Origin of the sequence: Amycolatopsis sp. MJM2582 (genome assembly GCF_000754115.1) — a bacterium.
Taxonomy (GTDB): domain Bacteria; phylum Actinomycetota; class Actinomycetes; order Mycobacteriales; family Pseudonocardiaceae; genus Amycolatopsis; species Amycolatopsis japonica.
This window is the reverse complement of sequence record NZ_JPLW01000005.1, coordinates 154,189-178,590: the sequence shown is the minus strand read 5'-3', so window position 1 is coordinate 178,590 and position 24,402 is coordinate 154,189. Positions and strand designations below refer to the sequence as shown.

The 24,402-nt window shown below is 70.1% G+C and carries 18 protein-coding genes; 12 read left to right on the top strand and 6 right to left on the bottom strand.

Annotated elements, in window-relative coordinates; genetic code table 11:
• The first annotated feature begins 36 nt into the window (after positions 1-36).
• The 3 genes from ED92_RS28650 (at position 37) to ED92_RS28640 (ending at position 3,554) form a co-directional block, all read left to right on the top strand.
• Positions 37-600 carry a DUF3000 domain-containing protein gene (locus ED92_RS28650; protein WP_037343785.1) on the top strand — a complete coding sequence of 188 codons (564 nt, stop codon included), beginning with the start codon at positions 37-39 and terminating at the stop codon, positions 598-600.
• Between the two features lie 903 nt (positions 601-1,503).
• Positions 1,504-2,220, top strand: a complete 717-nt coding sequence (locus ED92_RS28645; RefSeq protein WP_034318331.1) for a response regulator transcription factor — start codon at positions 1,504-1,506, stop codon at positions 2,218-2,220.
• A gap of 68 nt (positions 2,221-2,288) precedes the next feature.
• The gene (locus ED92_RS28640) at positions 2,289-3,554 is read left to right on the top strand and encodes a ribonuclease D (RefSeq protein ID WP_037343784.1); all 1,266 of its coding nucleotides are present in this window, start codon (positions 2,289-2,291) and stop codon (positions 3,552-3,554) included.
• Positions 3,555-3,561: 7 nt separating this feature from the next.
• On the opposite strand, the gene ED92_RS28635 is transcribed toward ED92_RS28640, so the two are convergent.
• Positions 3,562-4,218, bottom strand: a complete 657-nt coding sequence (locus tag ED92_RS28635; protein ID WP_037343783.1) for a TetR/AcrR family transcriptional regulator — start codon at positions 4,216-4,218, stop codon at positions 3,562-3,564.
• Between the two features lie 177 nt (positions 4,219-4,395).
• On the opposite strand from ED92_RS28635, the gene ED92_RS28630 reads away from it, so the two are divergent.
• From ED92_RS28630 to ED92_RS28605, 6 genes are all read left to right on the top strand, one after another.
• Positions 4,396-5,862, top strand: coding sequence for an amino acid permease (locus ED92_RS28630; RefSeq protein WP_037343782.1), 1,467 nt, complete (start codon positions 4,396-4,398; stop codon positions 5,860-5,862).
• 11 nt (positions 5,863-5,873) lie between these two features.
• The gene (locus tag ED92_RS28625; protein WP_037343781.1) at positions 5,874-6,656 is read left to right on the top strand and encodes a DUF1989 domain-containing protein; all 783 of its coding nucleotides are present in this window, start codon (positions 5,874-5,876) and stop codon (positions 6,654-6,656) included.
• On the top strand, positions 6,653-7,267 hold the full coding sequence (locus tag ED92_RS28620) for an urea amidolyase associated protein UAAP2 (protein WP_037343779.1): 615 nt from the start codon (positions 6,653-6,655) through the stop codon (positions 7,265-7,267). The genes ED92_RS28625 and ED92_RS28620 overlap by 4 nt, the downstream gene beginning before the upstream one ends.
• A complete protein-coding gene (gene uca, locus ED92_RS28615) occupies positions 7,264-10,830 on the top strand; it encodes an urea carboxylase (RefSeq protein WP_037343778.1) in 3,567 nt (1,188 codons plus the stop codon). The genes ED92_RS28620 and uca overlap by 4 nt, the downstream gene beginning before the upstream one ends.
• Positions 10,827-12,440, top strand: coding sequence for an allophanate hydrolase (gene atzF / locus ED92_RS28610; protein ID WP_037343776.1), 1,614 nt, complete (start codon positions 10,827-10,829; stop codon positions 12,438-12,440). Before uca ends, atzF begins: the two co-directional genes overlap by 4 nt.
• Positions 12,441-13,015: 575 nt before the next feature.
• Positions 13,016-13,603 (top strand): D-alanyl-D-alanine carboxypeptidase family protein, encoded by a 588-nt coding sequence (locus ED92_RS28605; protein WP_037343774.1) that lies wholly within the window; start codon positions 13,016-13,018, stop codon positions 13,601-13,603.
• 7 nt (positions 13,604-13,610) lie between these two features.
• Here the strand turns inward: ED92_RS28605 and bla are convergent, their stop codons facing one another.
• On the bottom strand, positions 13,611-14,522 hold the full coding sequence (bla, locus tag ED92_RS28600) for a class A beta-lactamase (protein WP_037343773.1): 912 nt from the start codon (positions 14,520-14,522) through the stop codon (positions 13,611-13,613).
• Between the two features lie 185 nt (positions 14,523-14,707).
• Between bla and ED92_RS28595 the strand changes: the two genes are divergently transcribed.
• From ED92_RS28595 to ED92_RS28585, 3 genes are all read left to right on the top strand, one after another.
• A complete protein-coding gene (locus tag ED92_RS28595) occupies positions 14,708-15,940 on the top strand; it encodes a thiolase family protein (protein WP_005156956.1) in 1,233 nt (410 codons plus the stop codon).
• A 1-nt stretch (position 15,941) separates the two neighbouring features.
• Positions 15,942-18,053, top strand: coding sequence for a 3-hydroxyacyl-CoA dehydrogenase NAD-binding domain-containing protein (locus ED92_RS28590; RefSeq protein WP_037343771.1), 2,112 nt, complete (start codon positions 15,942-15,944; stop codon positions 18,051-18,053).
• A gap of 223 nt (positions 18,054-18,276) precedes the next feature.
• Positions 18,277-19,878: a PHP domain-containing protein gene (locus tag ED92_RS28585; protein ID WP_037343768.1), complete on the top strand. Its 1,602-nt coding sequence runs from the start codon at positions 18,277-18,279 to the stop codon at positions 19,876-19,878.
• 78 nt (positions 19,879-19,956) lie between these two features.
• Here ED92_RS28585 and ED92_RS28580 read toward each other — a convergent pair whose 3' ends face one another.
• The 4 genes from ED92_RS28580 to ED92_RS28565 form a co-directional block, all read right to left on the bottom strand.
• Positions 19,957-20,781 (bottom strand): aldo/keto reductase, encoded by an 825-nt coding sequence (locus tag ED92_RS28580; RefSeq protein ID WP_037343766.1) that lies wholly within the window; start codon positions 20,779-20,781, stop codon positions 19,957-19,959.
• A 26-nt stretch (positions 20,782-20,807) separates the two neighbouring features.
• Positions 20,808-21,935 carry a cell wall metabolism sensor histidine kinase WalK gene (locus tag ED92_RS28575; protein WP_037343763.1) on the bottom strand — a complete coding sequence of 376 codons (1,128 nt, stop codon included), beginning with the start codon at positions 21,933-21,935 and terminating at the stop codon, positions 20,808-20,810.
• Positions 21,932-22,609 (bottom strand): response regulator transcription factor, encoded by a 678-nt coding sequence (locus ED92_RS28570; protein WP_007033550.1) that lies wholly within the window; start codon positions 22,607-22,609, stop codon positions 21,932-21,934. Before ED92_RS28570 ends, ED92_RS28575 begins: the two co-directional genes overlap by 4 nt.
• A gap of 231 nt (positions 22,610-22,840) precedes the next feature.
• Positions 22,841-24,322, bottom strand: coding sequence for a PucR family transcriptional regulator (locus ED92_RS28565; protein WP_152611038.1), 1,482 nt, complete (start codon positions 24,320-24,322; stop codon positions 22,841-22,843).
• Positions 24,323-24,402: the final 80 nt, after the last annotated feature.

Sequence of the window (24,402 nt, the reverse complement as noted above, 5' to 3'; positions counted from 1 at the left end):
GCCCCGAACCGGACGATCGCGTCTTACAGTCGGTTGGTGACCGCGATGACGTCAGTACCCGATCTCTTCCGTGAAGCCGTCGCGGCGTTGCAATCGGTCCGGCCCCGTCCCGAAGTGCGGCTGGAGAAGATGCGCCCGCCGCAGCGGCTGGCGCCGTGGTCCTACGCGGTGAGCTGTGAGGTGGAAGGGCCGGCGGACGTCCTGGCGTCGGGGCGGCTGGTGCTGCTACACGATCCCGACGGCCAGGAAGGCTGGGACGGCGTCCTGCGGCTGGTCATGTACGTCCGCGCGGAACTCGACCGGGAACTGGCGACCGATCCCTTCCTGCCCGCCGTGGGCTGGTCGTGGCTGACCGACGCGCTGGAGACCTCCGGCGCGGAGTGGACGGCGCTGGGCGGCACGGTCACCGAAACCTCGTCGGCCCGCTTCGGCGACATCTCCGGGCCCGCGCGCACCGACGATCTGGAACTTCGGGCGTCTTGGACGCCGACGGACGCCGCGTTGCGGTCGCACGGGCAGGCGTTCTGCCAGGTGATGGCGAGCGTCGTGGGGCTACCGCCGGTCGGCGTGACGCTGTTCGAGCAGCGCCAGTCCTCCTGAGCCGCTTCTTCTCAAGTCCGTGAAGGCCTCCTTGAGGGACTCTGGGTCCCTCAAGGAGGCCTTCACGGACTTGGGCCACGGAGTCGGCCACGGCCCCGACACGCCGGATTCCCATCAATCGAGACATGGCATTCGGGTTATATTGCGAACACCGGCCATTTAGCGCCGCTAGGAAAACTAGCGCGGTAGCAAAGGTCCCTTGCTCCCCTCCGCGGCTCCGTGAAGGCCTCCTTCGCTACCCTCAAGGTAGGCAAGGAGGCCTTCACGGACAGCCGCGAGCCGCGAAGGGCCCCGAAGCGCCTCGCTTACCCCATTCGCGAGCCCCTCAGGGCGTCCGTACGACGCCGAAAGTCGCTTCAGGGCCATCTGGACTAGACCAGCCCCCACCTGCGCGAAGCCGGTCGCTCAGAGGTCTGGACCACCCCGTTCGTGCTAACCCGGCTGTCACCGTCCGCAACAAGATCGAATCCGCTCCCGAACACGCCCCGACGCTTCCGGAGCGTTACCATCACGGTCACCGAGCGGAGCGATCATGACTCTCCGCGAAGTTGATCAAGCCCCACGCCGGAGGCACATTCCGGCGACCCCGCGAAGGTCCCGGGCAGAGGCACCGGCAGGTGCACGGCTCATCTGCACAGTCGGTTGGACCCTGGTAACCCCAGTGCATCGTGTTCTTTCGGCGATGTGTTAGCCACCGGCTGTGTACTAGCCCGATCGTGTTACTACGAACTCCCTGAGTGACCACTGGTTTGAGATAGATACCCATTCGATCCCCCCGCGAAGGCCTCAGGGCGGCTACAGTGCCATCGACGACACCACTTTCGGTCTAAAGCTGGCGCGGCTAAACGGCCGAAAGTCCCGGTGCCGGTCGGGGGGCACGACCGACTCCAGGGAGGTAGTGACGTGGCTACCGTCGGCATTTCTCAGGCCGTCCGATCCACGCCAGCCGGTTCATTGCCGGCGAGCATGGTTCCGCACCCGCGGGAAGAGCTTTTTTCCGTGTTGGTGGTCGATGACCACCCGCTGTTGAGGGAGGCAATCTCAGCAAGACTCGCACAGATGGGTGCGGGCACCGTCCACGAGGCCGCCACGGTGGCCGAGGCGAGGGCGCGAGCACAGGCCACCGGGCCTTGTGACCTGGCGATCCTCGATCTCGGACTGCCCGATGGCAGCGGCATCGAGCTGGTTACGGAACTCCGTAGCCACGGCTGGCCTCGGGTAGTGGTGCTCGCTTCATCAGACGACCCGTACGCGGTCAGGTCGGCGTTCCAGGCCGGCGCCCAGGCATACCTGCTCAAGTCGGCTTCGCCGGTCGTGGTGACCGACGGCGTCCGCAGGGTGCTCGAGGGCGGCGTCTACGCGGACCCGAGCGTCGCACCGGTCTTGGCCACCGGCACCCGGGTCGCTGGCACCGACAACACCCCGCGCGAGCTTTCCGCGCGCGAGGTCGAGGTGCTGCAGCTCGTGGCCGACGGCCAGAGCAACAAGGAGATCGGCGAGGAACTCAGCCTCTCCGCTCTCACGGTGAAGTCTCACCTCTCCCGCATCGGGCGCAAGCTCGGCACGGGTGACCGGGCTCAGATGGTGGCGCTGGCCATGCGTGCCGGCGTGATCCGCTGACAAAGGCGAACAGCCCTGCGGGGCGGGCGGACCAGGCGCGGCCCGCTCGTCCCGTAGGGTCTTCACCTATGGAAGGCGACCGACCCGGAGAACCGCAGACGGACCCGAAGACCGGCACCGACGACACCGGTGGACCGGTCCTGCTGCGTGAGCCCGCCGAGGGCACTCCACCGGTGATCGCCGACGCGACCGCCCTCGCCGAAGCCTGCGCGAAGATCGCGGGCGGCAGCGGGGCCATCGCCGTGGACACCGAACGCGCGTCCGGCTACCGATACTGGCCCAAGGCCTATCTCGTGCAGCTGCGCCGCGAAGGTGCCGGCTCCTTCCTCATCGACCCCATTCCGCTCGAAGGGCAGCTCGAACCCCTCGCGGAAGTGCTCAACAACGCCGAATGGGTGCTGCACGCGGCCTCTCAGGACCTGCCGTGCCTCGCCGAACTCGACCTGCACCCGAAGAGCCTGTTCGACACCGAACTCGCCGGACGGCTCGCCGGGTACGAGCGGGTCGCCCTCGGCACCCTCGTCGAGCTCCTCCTCGGCTACCAGCTGGAGAAGGGGCACAGTGCCGCCGACTGGTCGAAGCGCCCGCTTCCCGTCGACTGGCTGAACTACGCCGCCCTCGACGTCGAGCTGCTCATCGAGCTGCGCGAGAAGCTCGAAGCCGACTTGGCCGCCCAGGGCAAGCTCGAATGGGCCCAGCAGGAATTCGAGGCCGTCCGCACGGCGCCGCCGCCCGCCCCGAGGGCCGAGCCGTGGCGCCGGACGTCCGGGGTGCACAAGATCCGCAGCGCCCGCGGCCTCGCCGCCGTCCGCGAACTGTGGCAGGCCCGCGACGAGCTCGCCCGCAAACGCGACCGCGCGCCGAGCCGGATCCTGCCCGACAGCGCGATCATCAACGCCGTCACCGCCGACCCGAAGACCGTCGAGCAGCTGCAGGCGCTGCCGGTGTTCAGCGGCCGGGTGCAGCGCAAGTACACCGCGAGCTGGCTGCGGCATCTGCAGGCCGCCCGCGCGCTCCCCGCCGACGAACTGCCCACACCCGCGCAGCAGACCGACGGACCGCCGCCGGTAAACCGGTGGTCGGACAAGGATCCCGACGCCGCCGCCCGGCTTTCGGCCGCCCGCGCGGCGCTGTCCGCCATCGCGGAGGACCGGCGGCTGCCGGTGGAGAACCTGCTGCTGCCGGAACTGGTGCGCCGCACCTGCTGGCGTCCGCCGTCGGACCTGAGCGAGGATTCCGTCGCCCAGGTCCTGCGTGACGGCGGCGCGCGGCCGTGGCAGGTCGAGCTGACGGTCGCGGTGCTGAGCAAGGCGCTCCACTCGACCGCCGCCTGACCCGCGTTCAGCCCTCCAGCAACGCTCGCGCGGAGCCGCGCAGACCCGCGTCCGGCTCCCCGAGCCCGACGAGCCTCAGCACGCTGTCGGCCCCTTCGACGGCGTGCGCCTCGACGTCCAGATCCGGCTGGTCGCGCCGGACGATCGCGATGCTCTCGACGAGCCCGAACACGAGGTCGGTCCGGATCCCCTGGAGGGCGGGGGTGACCCCCGCCGCCGCGACGAGCGAGCCGTAGACGCGTTTGAGCTCCGCCCGTTCGGCCCGGAACCGCGCCAGCCGCGGCGACGAGATCTCCGGCAGCAGGTACAGGGCGCCGAGGTTCTGCCGCGCGCTGCCAAGCAGGTGGATGTCCGCGTAGGCCAGCGCCCACAGCCGTGTGCCGACCGGCGCGAGCTTGGCCGACAGCCCGCCCGCGACATCCAGTGACGGCCGGACGGTGTCCTCCAGCAGCGCCGCGAGAATGTCCTCTTTGGACGGAAAGTGGTAGTAGAGCGACGCCTGGCGCAGTCCGGCGCGTTCGGCGATGGCCCTCGTGGTCGTCGCCGCGTAGCCGGCGCCGGTGAACAGCTCCCCCGCAGCGTCCAAAACGGCGAGCCGCGCCTCGCGCTTGCTCGCCGCGGCGCCGCTGGCTCTCGGTCTGCCCACCCCGGTCGTTTTCGTCATCTATCCGATCCTGCCATTTCTCCGCGAAGATCTTTGTTACGTCCGGCGGTCGGCCCAGGTTACCGAATCCGGTATCTGTTAACACCGCGCTTACCCGGCGGAGATCGGAAGGATCCCGCACGCGCTTAATTTCGGTCAGCCGATCGAAATCCGGCCCTTGAGACAGGAGCCTCCGCAATGCCTTCCGAAGACCTTTCCGCCTTCGGGTACCGCCAAGAACTTCGCCGGACACTGGGCGGTTTCTCCGCCTTCGCCGCCGGTTTCTCCTTCGTTTCCATCCTCACGACGGTGTTCCAGCTGTTCGCCTTCGGCTATTCCTTCGGCGACACGCTGTTCTTCTGGACATGGCCGCTGGTGATCACCGGGCAATTGCTCGTCGCGCTCAACTTCGCCGAACTCGCGGCCCGATTCCCGCTGGCGGGATCGGTTTACCAGTGGGCGAAACACCTCTCCCCCGGATTCGCGGGGTGGCTCGCCGGCTGGATGATGCTGGTGGGCTGCGTCGTGGCGCTCGCCGGTGCCGCGATCGCGCTCCAGGTCGTCCTCCCGTCGGTCTGGAGCGGGTTCCAGCTCGTCGGCGGGGATCCGGCGATCACCTCCCCGACCGGCGCCAGCAACGCGGTCCTGCTCGGCACCCTGCTGATCGTCCTCACCACCGCCGTCAACGCGGGCGGCGTGCGGCTGATGGCGCGGATCAACGACGTCGGGGTCGCGGCCGAACTCGTCGGCGTCCTCGTGCTGATCGCCGGGCTCGCGTTGTTCGCGGTCCGCGGTCCTCAGGTCGTGCTCCAGCCGGCGGGTGAGAGCCCGGGAGCCGGCGGTGTCCTCGCCTCGGCCTTGATGGCCGCGTATGTGCTGTACGGCTTCGACACCGCCGCCTCCGTCGCCGAGGAGACGAAGGACGCGCGCCGCACCGCCCCGCGTGCCGTGCTCCGCGCCCTCCTGATCTCCGGGATCGGCGGGCTCGCCGTCGTCCTCACCGCGCTGATGGCGGCGCCGAGCCTGACCGACGGGCAACTCGCCGGAAAGGGCCTGCCGTATGTGATCACGGCCGTCTTCGGCGACACCCTCGGCCGGGTCTTCCTCGCCGACGTCGCGATCGCGGTCGTCGTCTGCACCCTGACCATCCAGACCGGCACGGTCCGGTTGATCTACTCGATGGCCCGCGACGGCGCGCTTCCCGGCGCCAAACGCCTATCCGCGGTGAACGCCCGCACCGGCACGCCGATCGCGCCCGCGGTGCTGTCCGGGGCGCTCGCCATCGGGCTGCTTCTGCTGAATCTGGGGAATCCGACGATCTTCAGCACCATCACCGGCACTTCGGTGGTCGTGGTCTATCTGGCCTATCTGCTGGTGACCGGACCGCTGCTGATCCGGCGCCGTCAAGGCCGTTTCACCGCCGAACCCGGCCATTTCTCCCTGGGGCGATGGGCTATTCCGGTCAACATCGCGGCAGTAGGGTACGGCGCGATGATGATCGTCAACATCGCCTGGCCACGAGCCGAAATCTACGACCTGGCGGGCACCGGTTCCGTCTGGGTCCTGTTGTTCCCGATCGAGTTCGTCGGCGCCGCGCTGCTCACCGGCTACCTCTGCTGGCGCCGCCGCTCCGCGCTCACCACGGTTCCCGTCCCCGCGACCTGAAGGAAGGCTCCATGAGCACGACATCGACCACGTACGGCGCTCGCGACCACGCGCGCGCCCAAGCGGGCACGGTCACCGAAGCGATGCCTGCCATCCCGGCGTCCACCTGGCCGGACCCGCCGCCCGGGATCGACCCGGCGAAGCTGACCTGGGCCGAGACCGTCGCCGGCGGCGGCTACACCCACAAGGTCCTCGCGAGGGGCACCGAACTCCGGCTCACCGACGTCGAAGGTGACGCCTGCGCGCATGTGCTGCTGTACAACGCCGACCAGCCGTGGGAACGGCTGAACGTCGCGGACACGGTGAAGGTCCAGTGGAACGCCTACCTCGGCGAGGCGATCGCGCTGCTTTCGGATCAGGCGCGGGTGCTCGCGACCGTCGTCACCGACGAGAGCGGGAAACACGACGCCCTCTGCGGTACGTCCACTGTGGACGGACTCAGGCTGTTCACCCTCGCCGCCGCCAAACACGGCCTCACCCCACGCGATATCCCGCCGAGCCTGTCCTTCTTCCAGGGCGTCCACGTGGAGACCGACGGTGGGCTGACGTTCACCGGTTCGGCGGGCCCCGGCAAATCCGTGGTCCTGCGCACCGAACTCCCGGTGATCGTCCTGATCGCCAACGTCGCGCACCCGCTCGACCCACGTCCGGACCACACGGTCACCCCGCTGCGCGTCCTCGCCCAGCGGAGCGCGCCGTCCACACCGGACAGTCCTGAATGGACAGCGTCACCCGAAGCGCAGCGCGCCTTCGAGAACACCGCCGACTACCTCACCGCTAGGGGCCTGGCATGACGACGATCATCTCCGACACCGAGGTCGCCGCGCGGGCGCCGTACTCCACCGTGCTGCGCGAGGGCGAGACGCTCGCGATCATCGACCTCGGCGGCAACCAGGCCGTCGACTTCCTCTGCTACGACGCCGCCGACACGGCGAAGAGGTACAGCGCGGCCGCCACGATCGCCGCGCAACACAACATCTTCCTCACCACCGGCAGCGTGCTGCGCACCGGGGAGGGCGCGCCGCTGCTGACCGTCGTCGAGGACACCTGCGGGCGGCACGACACGATCGGCGGCGCCTGCAGCAAGGAATCGAACAGCCTCCGCTACGGCCAGCACACGCGGTACCAGCACGCCTGCGTCGAGAATTTCCTGACCGAGGGCGCGAAATGGGGCCTCGGCAAACGGGATCTGGTCAGCAACGTCAACTGGTACATGAACGTGCCGGTGGAACAGGACGGCACGCTCGGCATCGTCGACGGCATCTCCGCACCCGGTCTCGAAGTCAAGCTGCGCGCCGAGACCGACGTGCTCGTGCTGGTGTCGAACTGCCCGCAGATCAACAATCCGTGCAACGGCTTCGACCCGACGCCGGTCCGGATGATCGTCACCGGCGGTGGCGCGTGAAGCTGCTCGTCGCCAACCGGGGGGAAATCGCGGTCCGGATCATCCGGACGGCAAGGGAGATGGGCATTCCGACGGTCGCCGTCTATTCGGACGCCGACCGTACGGCCGCGCACGTACGGCTTTCCGACGAAGCCGTCCGGCTCGGCCCGGCGCCGGCGAGGGAGAGCTATCTCCTCGTCGACGCCATCATCGAAGCCGCGCTGAAGACCGGCGCGGACACGATCCACCCCGGCTACGGTTTCCTGTCCGAGGACGCCGCCTTCGCCAGGGCGGTGGAGGCGGCCGGGCTCCGGTTCGCCGGTCCCACGGTGGACCACCTCGAGGTCTTCGGCAGCAAGCACACCGCGCGGGAGAAGGCCGTCGAAGCCGGTGTCCCGCTGCTGCCGGGCACCGGACTGCTGGACACCCTGGCCGACGCCGAAGCGGCGGCGGACGGGATCGGCTACCCCGTGATGCTCAAGGCCACCGGCGGAGGCGGCGGGATCGGCATGCGGGCCTGCGCGTCCGCCGCGGAACTCCGCGACGCCTGGGAGGCGGTGCAGAGCATCGCGGCCAAGAGCTTCTCGACTTCTGGCGTGTTCCTCGAACGGCTCGTGACGCACGCGCGGCACGTCGAGGTCCAGGTGTTCGGCGACGGTACGGGTGAGGTGCTGGCGCTGGGCACGCGGGACTGCACCCTGCAGCGACGCAATCAGAAGGTGCTCGAAGAGTGCCCCGCGCCGGGACTTTCCGAAGCGGCGCGGGAGAAACTGGTCTCGGCGGCCGTCGACCTCTGCGCTTCGGTGCGCTACCGGTCGGCCGGGACGGTCGAGTTCATCTACGACCCGGTCCGCGAAGAGGCGGCCTTCCTCGAAGTCAACACGAGGCTGCAGGTCGAACATCCGGTCACCGAGGCGGTGTACGGCGTCGACCTGGTCTCGTGGATGCTCCGGCTCGCCGACGGCGACACCGGGATGTTCGCCACCACGCCGTCCCCGCGCGGGCACGCGATCGAAGCCCGCGTCTACGCGGAGGATCCGGCCGCCGGGCACCGGCCGAGCGCGGGCCTGCTGACCCGCGCCGATTTCCCCGCCGGTGTCCGGGTCGACACCTGGGTCGAGGCCGGGGCGACCGTGACGACACATTACGACCCGCTGCTCGCCAAGGTGATCACCGTCGGCGCGGACCGGGCCGAGGCGCTGACGGCGTTGGGCGAGGCCCTCGGCGAGAGCCGGGTGGACGGGGTCCGGACGAATCTCGGTCAGCTGCGCGCGGTCGCCGCGGATCGGCGGCTGCGCGAGGTCGCGCACGACACCGCGACGCTCGACACGATCACCGACCCCGAACCGCGGATCGAGGTGCTGCGGGGCGGCACGATGACCACCGTCCAGGACTGGCCGGGGCGGCTGGGGTTCTGGCACGTGGGTGTCCCGCCGAACGGGCCGATGGACGAGCTGTCCCTGCGGCTGGGCAACCGCGCCCTCGGCAATCCCGAAGGCGCGGCGGGCCTGGAGTGCACTGTGGACGGTGTCTCGCTCCGGTTCACCGAAGACGCAATCGTTTGCGTCACGGGATCGCCGTCACCGGTGACCGTCGACGGCTCCCCGGTTCCACAATGGACACCGGTCGAGATCCCCGCGGGCGGGGTGCTCGACGTCGGCACCGGGACCGCCGGGCTCCGCGCGTACGTCCTCGTGCGCGGGGGGATCGATGTGCCGGACTTCCTCGGCAGCGCGGCCACGTTCACGCTCGGCGGTTTCGGCGGGCACGGCGGGCGCGCGCTGGCGACCGGCGACGTCCTCTCCCCCGGGCCGCTGCCGGAGAACCCCGTCGGCGGTCCCGTTCCCGAGGCCGAACGGCCGGTTTTCGCCACGCACTGGGAGATCGGCGCGACCGAGGGACCGCACGCGGCACCGGAGTTCTTCACCCCGGACGACGTCGAGACGTTCTACGCCACCGACTGGGAGGTGCACTTCAACTCCGCGCGGACGGGTGTCCGGCTCGTCGGGCCCCGGCCGCGCTGGGCACGGGAGGACGGCGGCGAGGCGGGCCTGCACCCGTCGAACATCCACGACACCCCGTACGCGATCGGCGCCGTCGACTACACCGGCGATCTGCCGATCCTGCTGGGCCCGGACGGGCCGAGCCTCGGCGGATTCGTCTGCCCGGCGACCGTGGTGACCGGGCAGCGCTGGAAACTCGGCCAGCTGCGGCCGGGCGACACCGTGCGGTTCGTGCCGATCACCACCGAGCACGCGGGCTCTCTGCGTGTCTCGCCGAGCAAGGCGGTCAAGGCGAGCCGGAAGCCGATCGACGACGGTGGCATCCTCGGCCGTCTGTCCACATCGGACGAGAACCCGGAGGTCACCTACCGGCGCAGCGGCGACGACAACCTGCTGATCGAGTACGGGCCGATGAAACTCGACCTGGCCCTGCGGATGCGGGTCCACGCGCTGGCCGACCGGCTGGCCACGGAAGGGCTCGACGGCGTCGTGGACCTGACCCCCGGCATCCGCTCGCTGCAGGTGCACGTCGATCCGGACGTGCTTCCGGTGCCGAAACTGCTCGGCCTCGTGCAGGAGGTGGAGCACGATCTGCCGCGTACCGGCGACCTCGTGGTACCGAGCCGGACCGTGCGGATGCCGTTGTCCTGGGACGATCCGGCGACGCGCGAGGCGATCGAGCGGTACATGGCCGGCGTGCGCGACGACGCGCCGTGGTGCCCGTGGAACATCGAGTTCATTCGCCGGGTGAATGGTCTGTCCAGTGTGGACGACGTCTACCGCACGGTGTTCGACGCGGAGTACCTGGTGCTCGGCCTCGGCGACGTCTACCTCGGCGCGCCGGTGGCCACTCCCCTGGACCCGCGGCACCGGCTGGTGACCACGAAGTACAACCCGGCCCGTACGTGGACCGCGGAGAACTCGGTCGGCATCGGCGGCTCGTACCTGTGCATCTACGGGATGGAGGGTCCCGGCGGCTACCAGTTCGTCGGGCGGACGGTGCAGGTGTGGAGCGGCTGGCGGCAACGCGGATCGTTCGAACCGGGTTCGCCGTGGCTGTTGCGGTTCTTCGACCGGATCTCCTGGTACCCGGTGACCGCGGAGGAACTACTGGATCTGCGGGCACAGAGTTCGGCCGGGGAACTGGAACTCGACATCACCGACGGCGAGTTCGCGCTGGCCGACCACGAACGCTTCCTGGCCGACAACGCGGCCGACATCGCCGCGTTCCGGGCGAAGCAGAGCGCGGCGTTCGAGGCGGAGCGGCAGGCGTGGGCGGCGGCGGGCGAGTTCGACCCGCGGCCGGAGCCGGTCGGCGCGAAGGTCCCGACCACGAAGGTCGAGGCCCCGCCCGGCGGGTACGTCGTCGAGGCGCCGTTCGCGGCGACCGTGTGGCGGGTGGACGTCGAGCCCGGCAAGACGGTCGACGCGGCGGAGACGCTGGTGATCCTCGAAGCGATGAAGACCGAGGCGCGGATCCCCGCGCCCGCCGGCGGCAAGGTCGTCGAGGTGCTCGTCTCGCCCGGTGATCAAGTCGCCCCCGGCACCCCGCTGGTGGTACTGGGAAGGAGCGCGGGATGAGCGTGCGGGAGCGGGTGCGCGCCGCGTACCACCGGATCGCCCGGGTCGACCGGCCCGAGATCTGGATCGACCTGCGTCCCGAGGAGGACGTGCTCGCCGACGCGGAGAAGCTGGAAGCCCGTCGCGTGGCGGGGGAATCCTTGCCGCTGTACGGGAAACTCGCCGCGGTCAAGGGCAACATCGACGTCGCCGGGCTGCCGACGACGGCGGCGTGCCCCGAGTACGCCTACTCGCCCGCCGAGGACGCGCCGGTGGTGGCGCGGCTGCGCGCGGCCGGGGCGCTGATCCTGGGCACCACCAATCTGGACCAGTTCGCGACCGGGCTGGTCGGGACGCGCAGCCCGCACGGGGCGGTGCGGAACGCGATCGATCCGGCGTACGTCTCGGGCGGGTCGAGTTCGGGATCGGCGGTCGCGGTGGCGCTCGGGATCGTGGATCTCGCGCTCGGCACGGACACCGCCGGATCCGGCCGGGTTCCGGCGGCGTTCAACGGGATCGTCGGGCTGAAGCCGACGCGGGGGCTGCTGCCGACGACGGGGGTCGTGCCCGCGTGCGCGAGCATCGACTGCGTCACGGTGTTCGCGCGGACGGTCGACGAGGCGACGTCCGCGTTCGCCTGCCTGAGCGAGCCCCGGGACCTTCCGGTGCTGAACCGTCCTTTCCGGATCGGCGTGCCTTCCGAGGTGGGACCGCTCCAGGACGGGTGGGCCGAAGCGTTCGCCGCGGCGGCCCGCTCGTATCGGGACGCGGGCGCGGAACTGGTCCCTGTCGACATATCGCCGTTCCTCGCCGCGGCGCGCCTGTTGTACGAAGGTGCCTTCGTGGCCGAGCGGTACTCGGCGGTCGGCGAATTCATCGACGCGCATCCTGGCGCCGTCGATCCGGCCGTGCGGCGGATCATCGGTGCGGCGAAGGACATCCCGGCACATCGGTTGTTCTCCGACCTCGCCACGCTCGACGGTCTTTCTCGTGAAGCCTCGGCTGTTTTGTCCACTGTGGACTGCCTTCTGCTGCCCACGACGACGGAGCACCCGACGATCGCCGAAGTCGAGGCCGACCCGCTGGGCGTGAACGCGCGACTGGGCCGGTTCACGAACTCGACGAACCTGCTGGGCCTGTCGTCGCTCGCCGTGCCCGGCGGGACCGTCGGCGGGCTGCCGTTCGGGGTGATGCTGGTCGGCCCCGCGTACGCCGACCGGATCCTCGCCGACGTCGCCCGCTCGGTGCCGCGGCGGACGCGGATCGCGGTCGTCGGCGCGCATCTGCGCGGGCAGCCGCTGAACCACGAACTGACCTCGCGGGGCGGCCGGTTCGTCTCCGCGGGGCGGACGGCGGCCGAGTACCGGTTCTACGCGCTGGACACCGTGCCGCCGAAACCCGGTCTCGTCCGGGTCGCTTCGGGCGGCGAGCCGATCGAGGCGGAGGTCTGGGACCTGCCGCTGAGCGGTTTCGGCGAGTTCGTGGCGGGCATTCCCGCGCCGCTGGCCATCGGGAAGGTGCGGCTGGCCGACGGGAGTGAGGTGTCGGGGTTCGTGTGCGAGCCAGGTGCGGTGGAGGGCGCCCAGGACATCACTGAGTACGGCGGGTGGCTCGGGTACTTGAGTCGTTGAGTCGAGTCTCGTGAGTGGCGATTCGAGTTCCTGAGGGGTAAGTCAAAGGTGACCTGATGAAGTCGGCGGTGAGAGTGCGCTTTGGGCACTTTGCGCAGTATTGCCCGGGGGTCGTGAGTGGCAATGGTCGTTCTAACCCTCTTTACCACTCACGACTCCCCGCGAAACGGGACTTACAGGCACAAAGCAGGCGTATGCTGCCCGAAAAGTGACCACTGTGGACACCAAAGACCTCGGGCAGCACAACGCGCCCCATTTGACTTACTCCTCAATAGAACCCGAGTCGCCACTCACGACCACCCGGACCGAACCAGCGGTTTCGCGTGTTTGACCGGACGGCGCGTGTGATCCGACGGACGACACACGTGATCAGCTGGACGACACGCCCGTGGTGAAGTCTCCGCCGCGAGCCGTCCGTTCAGACACGTGTGTCGTCCGTCGGAGCACGTGTGTCGTCCAGCCCGTCACTCACGACCACCCGGACCAGGCGTTTTCCGATTTGGTTGGCTTCCCGGGGCGTTCTGGGAAGAAGCTCACAAACCGTGGCGACCCGCCGCAGGCTGGGTAGCTTCGGAGTGGTGCCGACCATATCCACCTCCAGCCGCAGGACCGTGATCAGCGTGTTCGCGGCGCTGGGCCTCGTCGTGGCCGCGATGGTGACGCTCGGCGCCACCGGTCTGGCCGTCAAACCGGTGAACGGACAGGCGCTCGCGGTCCTGGAAGAGGTCCCCGGGCCCGAGAGCGGGCCGACCTGCGCCGTCGACAAGCGTTATGTCGACGAAGACACCTTCGGCATGCGCCCGGACGTGATCGAAGCGTGGAACGCCATGCGCGCCAAGGCCAAAGCCCAGAACGTCACGCTCTGCGTGAACGACGGCAAACGCAGCCGGGGTCAGCAACAGCGCGAATTCGACAAGGCCGTCGAACGGTTCGGCTCCGTGGAGCAGGCCAAGAAATGGGCACTGCAGCCCGAGACGTCCATGCACGTCAAGGGAATCGCCGTCGACATCCAGCCGCTGAACTCGGCGGCGTGGGTGGACAAGAACGGCGGCCCGCTCGGCTGGTGCCGTCGCTACGACAACGAGAAGTGGCACTTCGAGTACGACCCGGCCTACAAGACCGCCGGCTGCCCCGCCCTGCTCCCCAGCGCCACCGGCAACTGACCCGGAACTACGCCAGCTTTTCGACGACGTACTTCGCGGCCTCGGCGAGTAGCGCTTCGTCGTAGGGAGCGTCCTTCGCCGACTTGCTGGACATGACCGCCAGGACGATCGGTGCCTTACCCGGCGGCCACAGGACGGCGATGTCGTTCAGCGTGCCGTACTCGCCTGTTCCGGTCTTGCCGGCGATGGTCCAGCCGGGCGGGAGGCCCGCGCGGATCCGTCCGGCGCCGGTGACGGTGCGCTGGAGCAGGTCACGCAGGAAGTCGCGTTTCTCGGCCGTCAGCGTGTCCCCCAGCACGATCTCCCGGTAGTCGGCCGCGAACGCCCGCGGCGTGGTGGTGTCGCGAAGGTCGCCCGGGGTGGCCTCGGTGATGGCAGGCTCGACCCGGTCCATCCGCGTGACCGTGTCGCCGAGACCGCGTGTGAACGCCGTCAGTGCGGCCGGGCCGCCGAGATCCCGCAGCAGCAGATTGCCCGCGGTGCCGTCGCTGAACCGGACGGCGGCGTCGCACAGCTGGCGGATCGTCATGCCCGTGGCCACGTGCCGCTCGGTGACCGGCGCGTGTTTCATCAGGTCGTCCCGCGAGTAGCTGACCCGGGTTTCCAGATGCGACAACGGGTTGCGCTGCAGGACCGCGGCCGCCGCGACCCCCTTGAACGTCGAGCAGAACGCGAACCGCTCGTCGGCGCGGTGTTCGACGGTGCCGCCGCCTCCGGTGTCGAGCGCGTACACGCCGAGCCTGGCGTCGAACTTGTTCTCCAGCTCCATCAACCGGTCGTGGAACTGGCGGGTGGTGGACGGCGGGGGTGGCGGAGGCGACGGCACGGGCGGGTTCGCCCGCGTGCAGGCGGCCAGTGACGCGAGGACCGCCATCCCCAGCAGCGCACGACGGGTGACGGCCGGCCCCGGCGAGTTCATCGTGATCCCTCCCCCTGATCACTTCGAACATAGCAATTTCCCCACCGCTCCCGGATCGGCCAAGCGGCCGAGGCGGGTGACCCCGGGAGTGTGCCTTCCCCCACTCGACCGGGCCACCATCCTGGTTACCGACCGGTAACCGGGGCTAGGGTGCGGTCAGGACAACCTCTACTTCAGGAGCATTCGTGGCCGCAGGAGCAACACCGCTCGCGCCGAACGCGCGGTCGGTACGCAATGTCGCCTTCGTCGAAGGGGTGCGGACGCCCTTCGGCAAGGCAGGCGAAAAGGGTATGTACGCCGGCACCCGTGCCGACGATCTCGTCGTCAACGCCATCCGTGAACTGCTGCGGCGGCACCCCGAGCTGCCGCCCGAACGCGTCGACGAGGTGGCGATCGCCGCCACCACCCAGATCGGCGACCAGGGCTTGACCATCGGCCGCACCGCCGCGCTGCTGGCGGGCCTGCCGAAGTCGGTGCCCGGTTTCGCGCTGGACCGCATGTGCGCGGGCGCGATGACCGCCGTCACCACCACCGCGAGCGGGATCGGCTTCGGCGCCTACGACATCGCCATCGCCGGCGGCGTCGAGCACATGGGCCGCCACCCGATGGGCGAGGGCGTGGACCCGAACCCGCGCATCATCGCCGACAAACTCGTCGACCCGACGGCGCTCGTGATGGGCCAGACCGCGGAGAACCTGCACGACCGGTTCCCGGCGATCACCAAGCAGCGCACCGACGCCTTCGCCGCGCGCAGCCAGGAGAAGTACGCCGAAGCCGTGAAGACCGGCAAGATCGGCCCCGAGCTGGTCCCGGTCGCCACGCGCTCGAAGGAACTCGGCTGGGGTCTCGCGACCGAGGACGAGCCGCCGCGACCCGGCACCACCGTCGAGCAGCTCGCCGGGCTGAAGACGCCGTTCCGCCCGCACGGCCGGATCACCGCGGGCAACGCGGCCGGGCTCAACGACGGCGCCACCGCGGCGCTGCTCGCCGACGAGGACACCGCCCGCGAACTCGGCCTGCCGATCGGCATGCGCCTGGTGGGCTACTCCTTCGCCGGTGTCGAGCCGGAGGTCATGGGCATCGGCCCGGTGCCCGCCACCGAGAAGCTGTTCGCGCGCACCGGCCTGTCGATCGACGACATCGGCCTGTTCGAGATCAACGAGGCGTTCGCGGTGCAGGTGCTCGCGTTCCTCGACCACTTCGGCATCGCCGACGACGACCCCCGCGTCAACCAGTGGGGTGGCGCGATCGCCTGCGGTCACCCGCTCGCGTCCTCCGGGGTGCGGCTGATGACGCAGCTTTCGCGTCAGTTCGCCGAGCGTCCCGACGTGCGCTACGGCCTGACCACCATGTGCATCGGCATCGGCATGGGCGGCACGGTCATCTGGGAGAACCCGGCTTTCGAGGGGGCCAAGTAACATGACTTTCACCGCTGAGCAGGCGAAAGCCGCCTTCCCCGACGAGGTCGTCACGAACGCGGTCACCCGCCTGGTGAAGGTGCCCGGGCTCGACAAGCCCGTCGCGCTCATCACCCTCGACAACGGCCACGACCACACCCGGCCGAACACCTTCGGCCCGCAGGGCCTGGTGAGCCTCAACGCCGCGATCGACGCCGCCTTCGCGGCCGAGCCCGCCGCGATCGCGGTCACCGGCAAGCCGTTCATCTTCGCCGTCGGCGCCGACCTTTCCGGCGTCGAAGCGGTCGCGGATCCGGCGCTGGCGCGGGAGATCGCGCAGACCGGGCACGACGTGTTCCGGCGCCTCACCGAAACCGAGATCCCGACCTTCGGGTTCATCAACGGCGCGGTGATGGGCGGCGGGCTCGAACTCGCCCTCTCCTGCCACTACCGCACGCTTTCGGAGAACACCGCCGCGATCGCGTTCCCCGAGGTCTTCCTCGGCCTGTTCCCGGGCTGGGGCGGCACCCAGCTGCTGCCGAACCTCATCGGCCCGGACGCCGCGGTCACTGTGATCATCGAGAACGCGCTGGCCCAGAACAAGATGCTGAAGGTCGCGCAGGCGGCGGAGCTCGGCATCGTCGACGAGGTCTTCGGCTCGGCCGACTACCTCGAGCAGTCCCTGCTGTGGCTGGCGAAGGTCGTCAACGGCGAGATCACCCCCGCCCGCCGCGAGATCGACCGCGGCGCGGGCTGGGACGCCGCGATCGCCCGCGCCAAGGCCATTGTGGACGGTCGCACGAAGGGCGCCTCCCCCGGCGCGACCAAGGCCGTCGAGCTGCTGGAGCTGGCCCGCGAGAACGACCTCGACCGCGGCTACGCGGCCGAGACCGACGGGCTCGCCGAACTGCTCATGGACGACACCCTGCGCGCGGGGCTGTACTCGTTCAACCTGGTCAACAAGCGGGCCAAGAGGCCGGCCGGCGCGCCGGACAAGTCGCTGGCGCGCAAGGTGAACAAGGTCGGCATCGTCGGCGCGGGCCTGATGGCCAGCCAGATGGCGCTGCTGTTCGTCCGCCGTCTCAAGGTGCCGGTGGTGCTCACCGACGTCGACCAGGAACGCGTCGACAAGGGTGTGTCCTATGTGCACGGTGAGATCGACAAGCTGCTGGCCAAGAAGCGGGTTTCGCCGGACGGCGCGAACCGGCTGAAGGCGCTCGTCACCGGCTCGCTCGACAAGTCGGCGTTCGCCGACGCCGACTTCGTGATCGAGGCGGTGTTCGAGGAGCTGGGCGTCAAGCAGAAGGTCTTCGCCGACCTGGAGCAGTACGTCTCGCCCGAGGCGATCCTGGCGACGAACACCTCGTCGCTGTCGATCACCGCGATGGCGTCGCAGCTGAAGCACCCCGAGCGTGTGGTCGGGTTCCACTTCTTCAACCCGGTCGCGGTGATGCCGCTGCTGGAGATCGTCCGCGCGGAGAAGACCGACGACGCCGCGCTGGCCACTGCGTTCGCGCTCGGCAAGCAGCTCAAGAAGTCGAGCGTGCTGGTCAAGGACGCGTCCGCGTTCGTGGTCAACCGGCTGTTGCTGCGGTTCCTCGGCGAGGTGCTGGTGACCGTCGACGAGGGCACGCCGTTCGACGTCGCCGACAAGGCGCTCGAGCCGCTGGGCCTGCCGATGACGCCGCTGACGCTGATGCAGCTGGTCGGCCCGGCGATCGCCCTGCACGTCGGGGAGACCCTGCACGGGGCGTTCCCGGACCGGTTCACCGTCAGCGAGAACCTCGACCGCTTCGTGAAGGCGGGCAAGAAGGGCGTCTGGCAGTGGGACGACAAGGGCAACGCCACCGTCGATCCCGAGGTGGCCGAGCTCTGGCAGCAGGGCGACTCGCCGTCGACGTCCGAGCAGGTGCGTGACCGCGCGCTGGCGGCGATCGCCGAGGAGATCCGGATCATGCTCGACGAGGGCGTGGTCGCGGAGGCGCAGGACATCGACCTGTGCCTGATCCTCGGCGCGGGCTGGCCGTTCTGGCTGGGCGGCATCACGCCGTACCTCGACCGGGCCGGCGTGTCCGAGAAGGTCAACGGCAAGCCGTTCCTGGCCCCGGGTGTGGCGAGCGTGCCGCTCTCCTGAGCCGCGGCGAAAGGCCACCGTCGGCGATCCCTTGATCGCGGACGGTGGCCTTTCGCGTTTTTCGTGGATTCGATGGCGGGTGGCTACGTTTTCGTGAAAGCCTGGGGTTCGTACGGGAACGTTCGTCTCCCCGGCCATCCCCCGGGGAGACGGGCATCACAGAACGCCGTGCGTTGGCCGTCCGGACATCGTCCGTTCAACGACGCTCTTTAGCGTCCGGCCGGTGAACAGCGAAAAACCCGGCGTCGACCGCCGCGGATTCCTCAAGCGCGCGGGCCTCGTGTCCGCGGCGGCCGCCGGCGCGCCACTCGCCGCCGCGGCACCGGCGGACGCCCTCGATCTGGATCTGGACCTCGATCTCGGCCTGCTCTTCGGCCGGGACCGCTATCGGTGGCTGGCGGGCGATCACCACATCCACACGCAGTACTCCTACGACGCGATGTACACAGTGGACGGAATCGCCACCGACGCGCGCCGTCACGGCGCGGACTGGGCGGTGATCACCGATCACGGCCACGCCGCGCACGAGAAGTCGTCGGTGGAGCGCACGAACGCCGCGATCCGGGCGGCGCAGCGCGAACATCCCGATCTCCTGCTGTGGCAGGGCATGGAGTGGAACGTGCCGGGTGCCGAGCACGCGACGCTGTTCTTCCAGGCGGGCGCGGCCCAGGCCGCGAAACTGCGCGAGTTCGAGCGCGCCTTCGACTGGCGGCTGACCGGGACCGAACCGGGCACGCCGGACAACGAGGCGCTGGCCGTCGAGGCGATCCGCTGGCTCGCGGCCGAAGAGCGGGCGCGCCGGATTCACGCGCCGGTGGTGGTGATCAACCATCCGCTGCGCAACGGCCGGATCGCCCCGCACGAGATCCGCGCGCTGCGCGACGCCGCGCCCGGCATCGTCATCGGCATGGAAGGCGCGCCGGGAGCGCAGGCCGACGGTTTCCCCAAACCGCTCGGGAGCGGTGGGGGCGCGCGTGGCGGGTACGGCAACTCGCCCGGCTCGAACTCGTGGCCGGGCTTCCCGGCGTCGGCCTACCGCACCTACGGCGGCTTCGACTGGAGCACCGCGACCGTCGGCGGGCTCTGGGATTCGCTGCTGGCCGAAGGAAAGCCGTGGTGGATCACCAGCAACTCCGACTCGCACTACAACCGCGGCGACACCCACGTGCGGCCCAGCGTCCCCGACGGCTACTACGACGAGCACGGCGGCTACCCGGACCCGATCGACACCGGCGTCCCGCAGACCCTGCCGCCGTACGCGGACTTCGCCCCCGCGGAGTTCAGCCGGACGATGGTCGGCGTGACCCGCCGAAGCCACGAAGGTGTGCTGGAAGGTCTGCGCGCGGGCCGCGTCTGGGTGGTGCACGGCGGGCTCGCGCAGGAGCTCGAGTTCGGCGCGTACAGCGGCTGGAGCTCGGCGACGATGGGCGGCAGGCTGCGGGTCCGGCGCGGATCCGACGTCACGGTGGTCGTCTCGGCGAAGCTGGCGGCCCGGCCGAACGGCGGCGGCGCGATCCCGCGGCTCGCGCGGCTCGACCTCGTTTCGGGACCGGTGACCGGCCCGGCCGCCGACCGCGACGCACAGACCGCCCCGGGTACCCGGGTGGTGCGGTCGTTCGAGCCGCGGTGGGCGCCCGGGCGGCGGGTCACCTTCCGGCACACGTTCCGCGACGTGCGTGAGCCGTTCTTCGTGCGGACACGCGGAACGGACGGCAAGAAGCACGCGCCTGGCGGGATCGAACCGAGCGCCGACGTGATCGGGCAGTCGAACCCGTTCGAAGACCTGTGGTTGTACGGGAACCCGATCTTCGTCGACGTGCGGTAAGTCTCCCGCGGATGTCATGAAAGGGCCGTTCAGGACGAAAAACGTCCTGAACGGCCCTTTCATGACACTTCCGAAACGCTAGACGCCCAGTTTGTCCGGGTCCGGCCCCAGTCGCTTCCCCTGCTCCAACGTCGCGATCGCGGCGGTGTCGTGCGCGTCGAGCGCGAAGTCGAAGACGTCGATGTTCGCCTTGATCCGTTCCGGCGTGACGGATTTCGGGATCACCAGATGGTCCATCTCGACATGCCAGCGCAGCACGACCTGGGCCGGCGTCTTGCCGTGTTTCTCCGCGATCGTGGTGATCTTCTCGTCGGCGAGCAGGTCTCCGCCGCGCGCCAGCGGGCCCCACGCCTCGGTGACGATCTCGTGCTTTTCGTGGAAGTCCCGCAGCAACGGCTGCTGCAGCCACGGGTGGCATTCGATCTGGTTCACCGCGGGAACGGTCCCGGTCTCCTCGATCAGCCGTTCCAGATGCGGGATCTGGAAGTTCGAGACGCCGATCGCCTTCGCCCGGCCGTCGGAGGCGATCTTTTCCAGCGCCCGCCACGTTTCCACGTACTTGTCCTGCGACGGCAGCGGCCAGTGGATCAGATACAGGTCGACGTAGTCGAGCCCCAGCTCGCTCAGGCTCGTGTCGAAGGCGCGCAACGCCGAGTCGTAGCCGTGTTCGGTGTTCCACAGTTTCGTGGTGACGAACAGTTCCTCGCGTGGCAGCCCGCTGGTGCGGACGGCTTCGCCGACGCCGCGCTCGTTGGCGTACAGGGTCGCCGTGTCGATGGCGCGGTATCCCGCCTCGATGGCGGTGCGGATCGCGCCGGTGACCTCGTCGTCGCCGATCTTGTACACCCCGAACCCGAGTTGCGGGAGGGATGTTCCGTTGTTCAGCCGAATACTGGGAACCATACTCGAACCGTAACCCCCGCCGGGGGTCAGGGCAGAGCGGGCAGGTGGACGGTCACCGAAAGGCCGCCGCCCACAACGGGTTCCGCGGACACCGTGCCGCCGTGTGCCTGCACCGCGGCCCGCACGATCGAGAGCCCCAGCCCGGCGCCGGTCCGGGCCGTCCTGGCGACGCCGGCGCGGCGGAACGGCTCGAACAGTTCGGGGACCGCGGCCGGATCCAGCAGCCCGCCCGAAGACCGCACCCGCAGCACCGACCACTGTGGACCGGCCTGCGTGACGACGTCCAGCCAGCCGCCGTCGACGTTGTGCCGCACGGCGTTCTCCAGCAGGTTGCCCGCGATCCGTTCCAGCAGCGCGGGATCGCCGAACGTCACCGCGCCCTGGGTCGCGAATTCGGTGCGGATGCCGCGTTTTTCGGCTTCGGCGCGCACCGCGCGCCACGCGCTCGCGACGATCACCGCGAGATCGACCGGCTCCCTGGCCACCAATCCCGCGCCGTCCGTACGGGCGAGCAGCAGCAGCGAACCGACCAGCCGCTCGGCCCGCTCCGTCGCGTCACGGACGACACCCGCCATCCGGCGTAATTCGGCTTCGTCCGCGTGCTCGTCGGCCAGCGTGACGTCGAGTTCGGTGCGGATGACGGCGAGCGGCGTCCGCAGTTCGTGGCTGGCGTTCGCGACGAAATGCCGCTGCGCGTCGAACGCGGCCTGCAACCGGTCCAGCATGTCGTCGAACGTCTCGGCCAGTTCCGCGAGTTCGTCCTTCGTGCGGACCTCGCCGATCCGCTCTCCCATCGACTCGATCGAGAGACGGCGCGCGGTACCGCTGATCTCGCGCAGCGGCCGCAGGACCCGCGCGGTGAACGTCCACGCGAGGATCCCCGCCGCCAGCACGACGAAACAGAACGCGACCGCGCCGAACAGCAGCACCCGGTTCCTGGCGTAGACCCGCAGATGCTCCGTGACGGCGGACGCGTCGACCTCGACGCCGTCGACGCGCACCGTGGTGCCCGGCGGCAGCTGCGGCACGGCGGAAACCGCGTCGCCGACGAGGTTCCAGGTCAGCCAGAGCAACAGGACGCTGACCAGTGCCACCAGCCCGGTCGCGAGCAGCGTGACCCGCCCGCGCAGGCTGCGGGCACCGGACAGGTTCACCCTCGTGCGGTCCCCTGCTCCGGCACCCGGTAGCCGGAGCCGACGACGGTTTCGATGATGCCCGGCTCGCCGAGCTTCTTCCGCAGGGTCATCACGGTGACCCGGACGGTGGTGGTGAACGGGTCGGCGTTCTCGTCCCACACGCGTTCGAGCAGTTCTTCGCTGCTGACCACCGACCCGGCGGCCGACAGCAGCACCTCCAGCACGCCGAACTCCTTGCGGGTCAGCTCCACCGGACCGCTCGCGCGGCGGACGGTCCGCCTCGCCGGGTCCAGTTCGACGTCGCCCGAAGTCAGCAGCGGCGGCGCGGCCGGGGTCGCGCGGCGGCCCAGCGCCCGCACACGTGCGACGAGTTCGGGGAAGGCGAACGGTTTGGCGAGATAGTCGTCGGCGCCGAGGGAAAGGCCGTCGACGCGGTCCGAAACGGAACTGCTCGCGGTGAGCATCAGCACGCGGGTCAGCTCGCCGGACGCGACGATCTCGCGGCACAGGTCGTCACCGGACATGCCGGGCAGGTCGCGGTCGAGCAGCACGACGTCGTACCGGGTGACGGCGGCCTTCTCGTGCCCGTCGTCACCGGTGAGCGCGATGTCCACCGCCATACCCTCGCGCCGCAGGCCGCGTGCGATCGCGTCGGCGAGGGGTTCTTCGTCTTCGACTACCAGAATTCGCACGACCCTACGTTGCCACACATTCCTGAGAGTGACCTTATCGGTCTGTCGCGCGCTGACGGAAAAATTCCGCAGGGCGCGGACCACACCGAACGTCCCGTACGGACAGGAGGCGCCCTGCAAAATGTTTCCGTGGGCCTTCGGCCCGAAAGAGGGCGCGCGACGGTGAAGTCTCCGTCGGGCGCGGAGCGCCCTTGGGGAGACCCTGCACTCGCTTCCGCCAGAGCATCCCGTTCACGCCCAGCGCAGGGCGAACCACAGCCGCATCCGGGTCTCCGGATCCGCCAGATCCACCCCCAGCGCCCGTTCGATCTGCCCGATCCGGTGCCGGACGCTGTTACGGTGCACGCCGAGTTCGGCGGCCGTGCGGTCCCAGCCGCCGTGGTGCGCGAGCCACGTCCGCAGCGTGCCGACCAGTTCGCGATCACCCTGCCGGTCAAGTTCGCGCAACGGCGCCAGCACCTGGGCGGCGAACCCGGCCGCGGCGTCCGGATCGATCAGCGCGTCCAGCCCCGACGTGCCTTCCGCGACCACCGGCCGCCCCAGCGCGGCGGCCCGCGTCAGCAGTAGCTCGATCTCACCCGCCGCTTCGGGAAGCCGTCCGGGCGCGACGGGCGAGCCCACCACCGCGAGCCAGCCATCGGCGCGGAGCCGGTCGAGATCACCGGCCTCCGGCGCCTCGCGGACGATCGCGTCGAAGCGCGGCCCCTGCCGCAGCCGTACGAGCGGGGTGTCGAGCCGGGCGCGCAGCCAGTCGTAGCGGACGGCCACCTCGTTGGGCCCTTTCCGGTACGCGATCCCGGCGACCAGACGGCGTTCGTCCCCGCCGATCACCTCGGTCTCCCCCAGCAGCAGCCCCGTGGCGGTGGCGCCCAGCCCGGCCGCGTCCGAACCGGCGCGACCCGCCAGCCCGAGCAGCGCCGCCCCGACCGACAGGATCGAGCGGTCCGCGCCGTCGAATCGCGCGACCCGGCCGACCACGACCAGATGCGACGCCGTCGCCTGCGGGTACACCGGTTGCGCGACGACGTGCGTGCCGTCGGCCAGTTCCGTGGTCGCGCTGCGGATCCCCCGGCCTGACCGCAGCGTGGCGACCAGTTCCCGGACCTCGCCGGGCAGCGGCGACGGCGCCCCGTGGTCCGCGGCCAGGACGTCGCCTGCGCCGACCAGCGCCACCCACGCCCCGAGCCGTCCGGCCAACGCGCTCGCCAGTTCGCCGAGCCCGTCGCCCGCCGCCCTGGTCAGCGCCTCGCGCGCGGCCGCGATCCGCCGCTGTTCCCGCTGCCCCGCCTCGGCGAGCGCGACCGACACCGCCCGGCTGATCGCGAGGAACGGCGTCCGCGGCTGGACGACCAGCAGCGGGAGACCGTGCCGGGCGCACGCCGTCAGCAGGGGCGGCGGCAACGTCTCGTAGGCGCCCGGGGTGAGGCCGAACCCCAGCGCGGAGATCCCGCTGCCGGCCAGCCGTCGCACGTAGCGGTCGATCTCGGCCGGTTCCACCGGCAGGTTCACCCCGGCGGTGAGCAGCAGCTCCGCCCCGAGCAGGTAGGGCACGGGGTCCAGCAACTCGCTGACGTGGGCCCAGCGCACCGGGGCGTCGAGCGCGCCCGGCCGCAAGGTCTCCACGACCGGGTCGAGTGCGAGTTCCGGGTTGCCGACCACGGCGCGTAACGGGACATTCACATCCGAGTCGAACGGATCGCGACTTTGGGCCATTTCATCCTCGATCTCCGATGAGTTCGGATGGATCATCCCATGTCGTTCAAGGTGCGAACGAACCTACGGTGACCCGAACG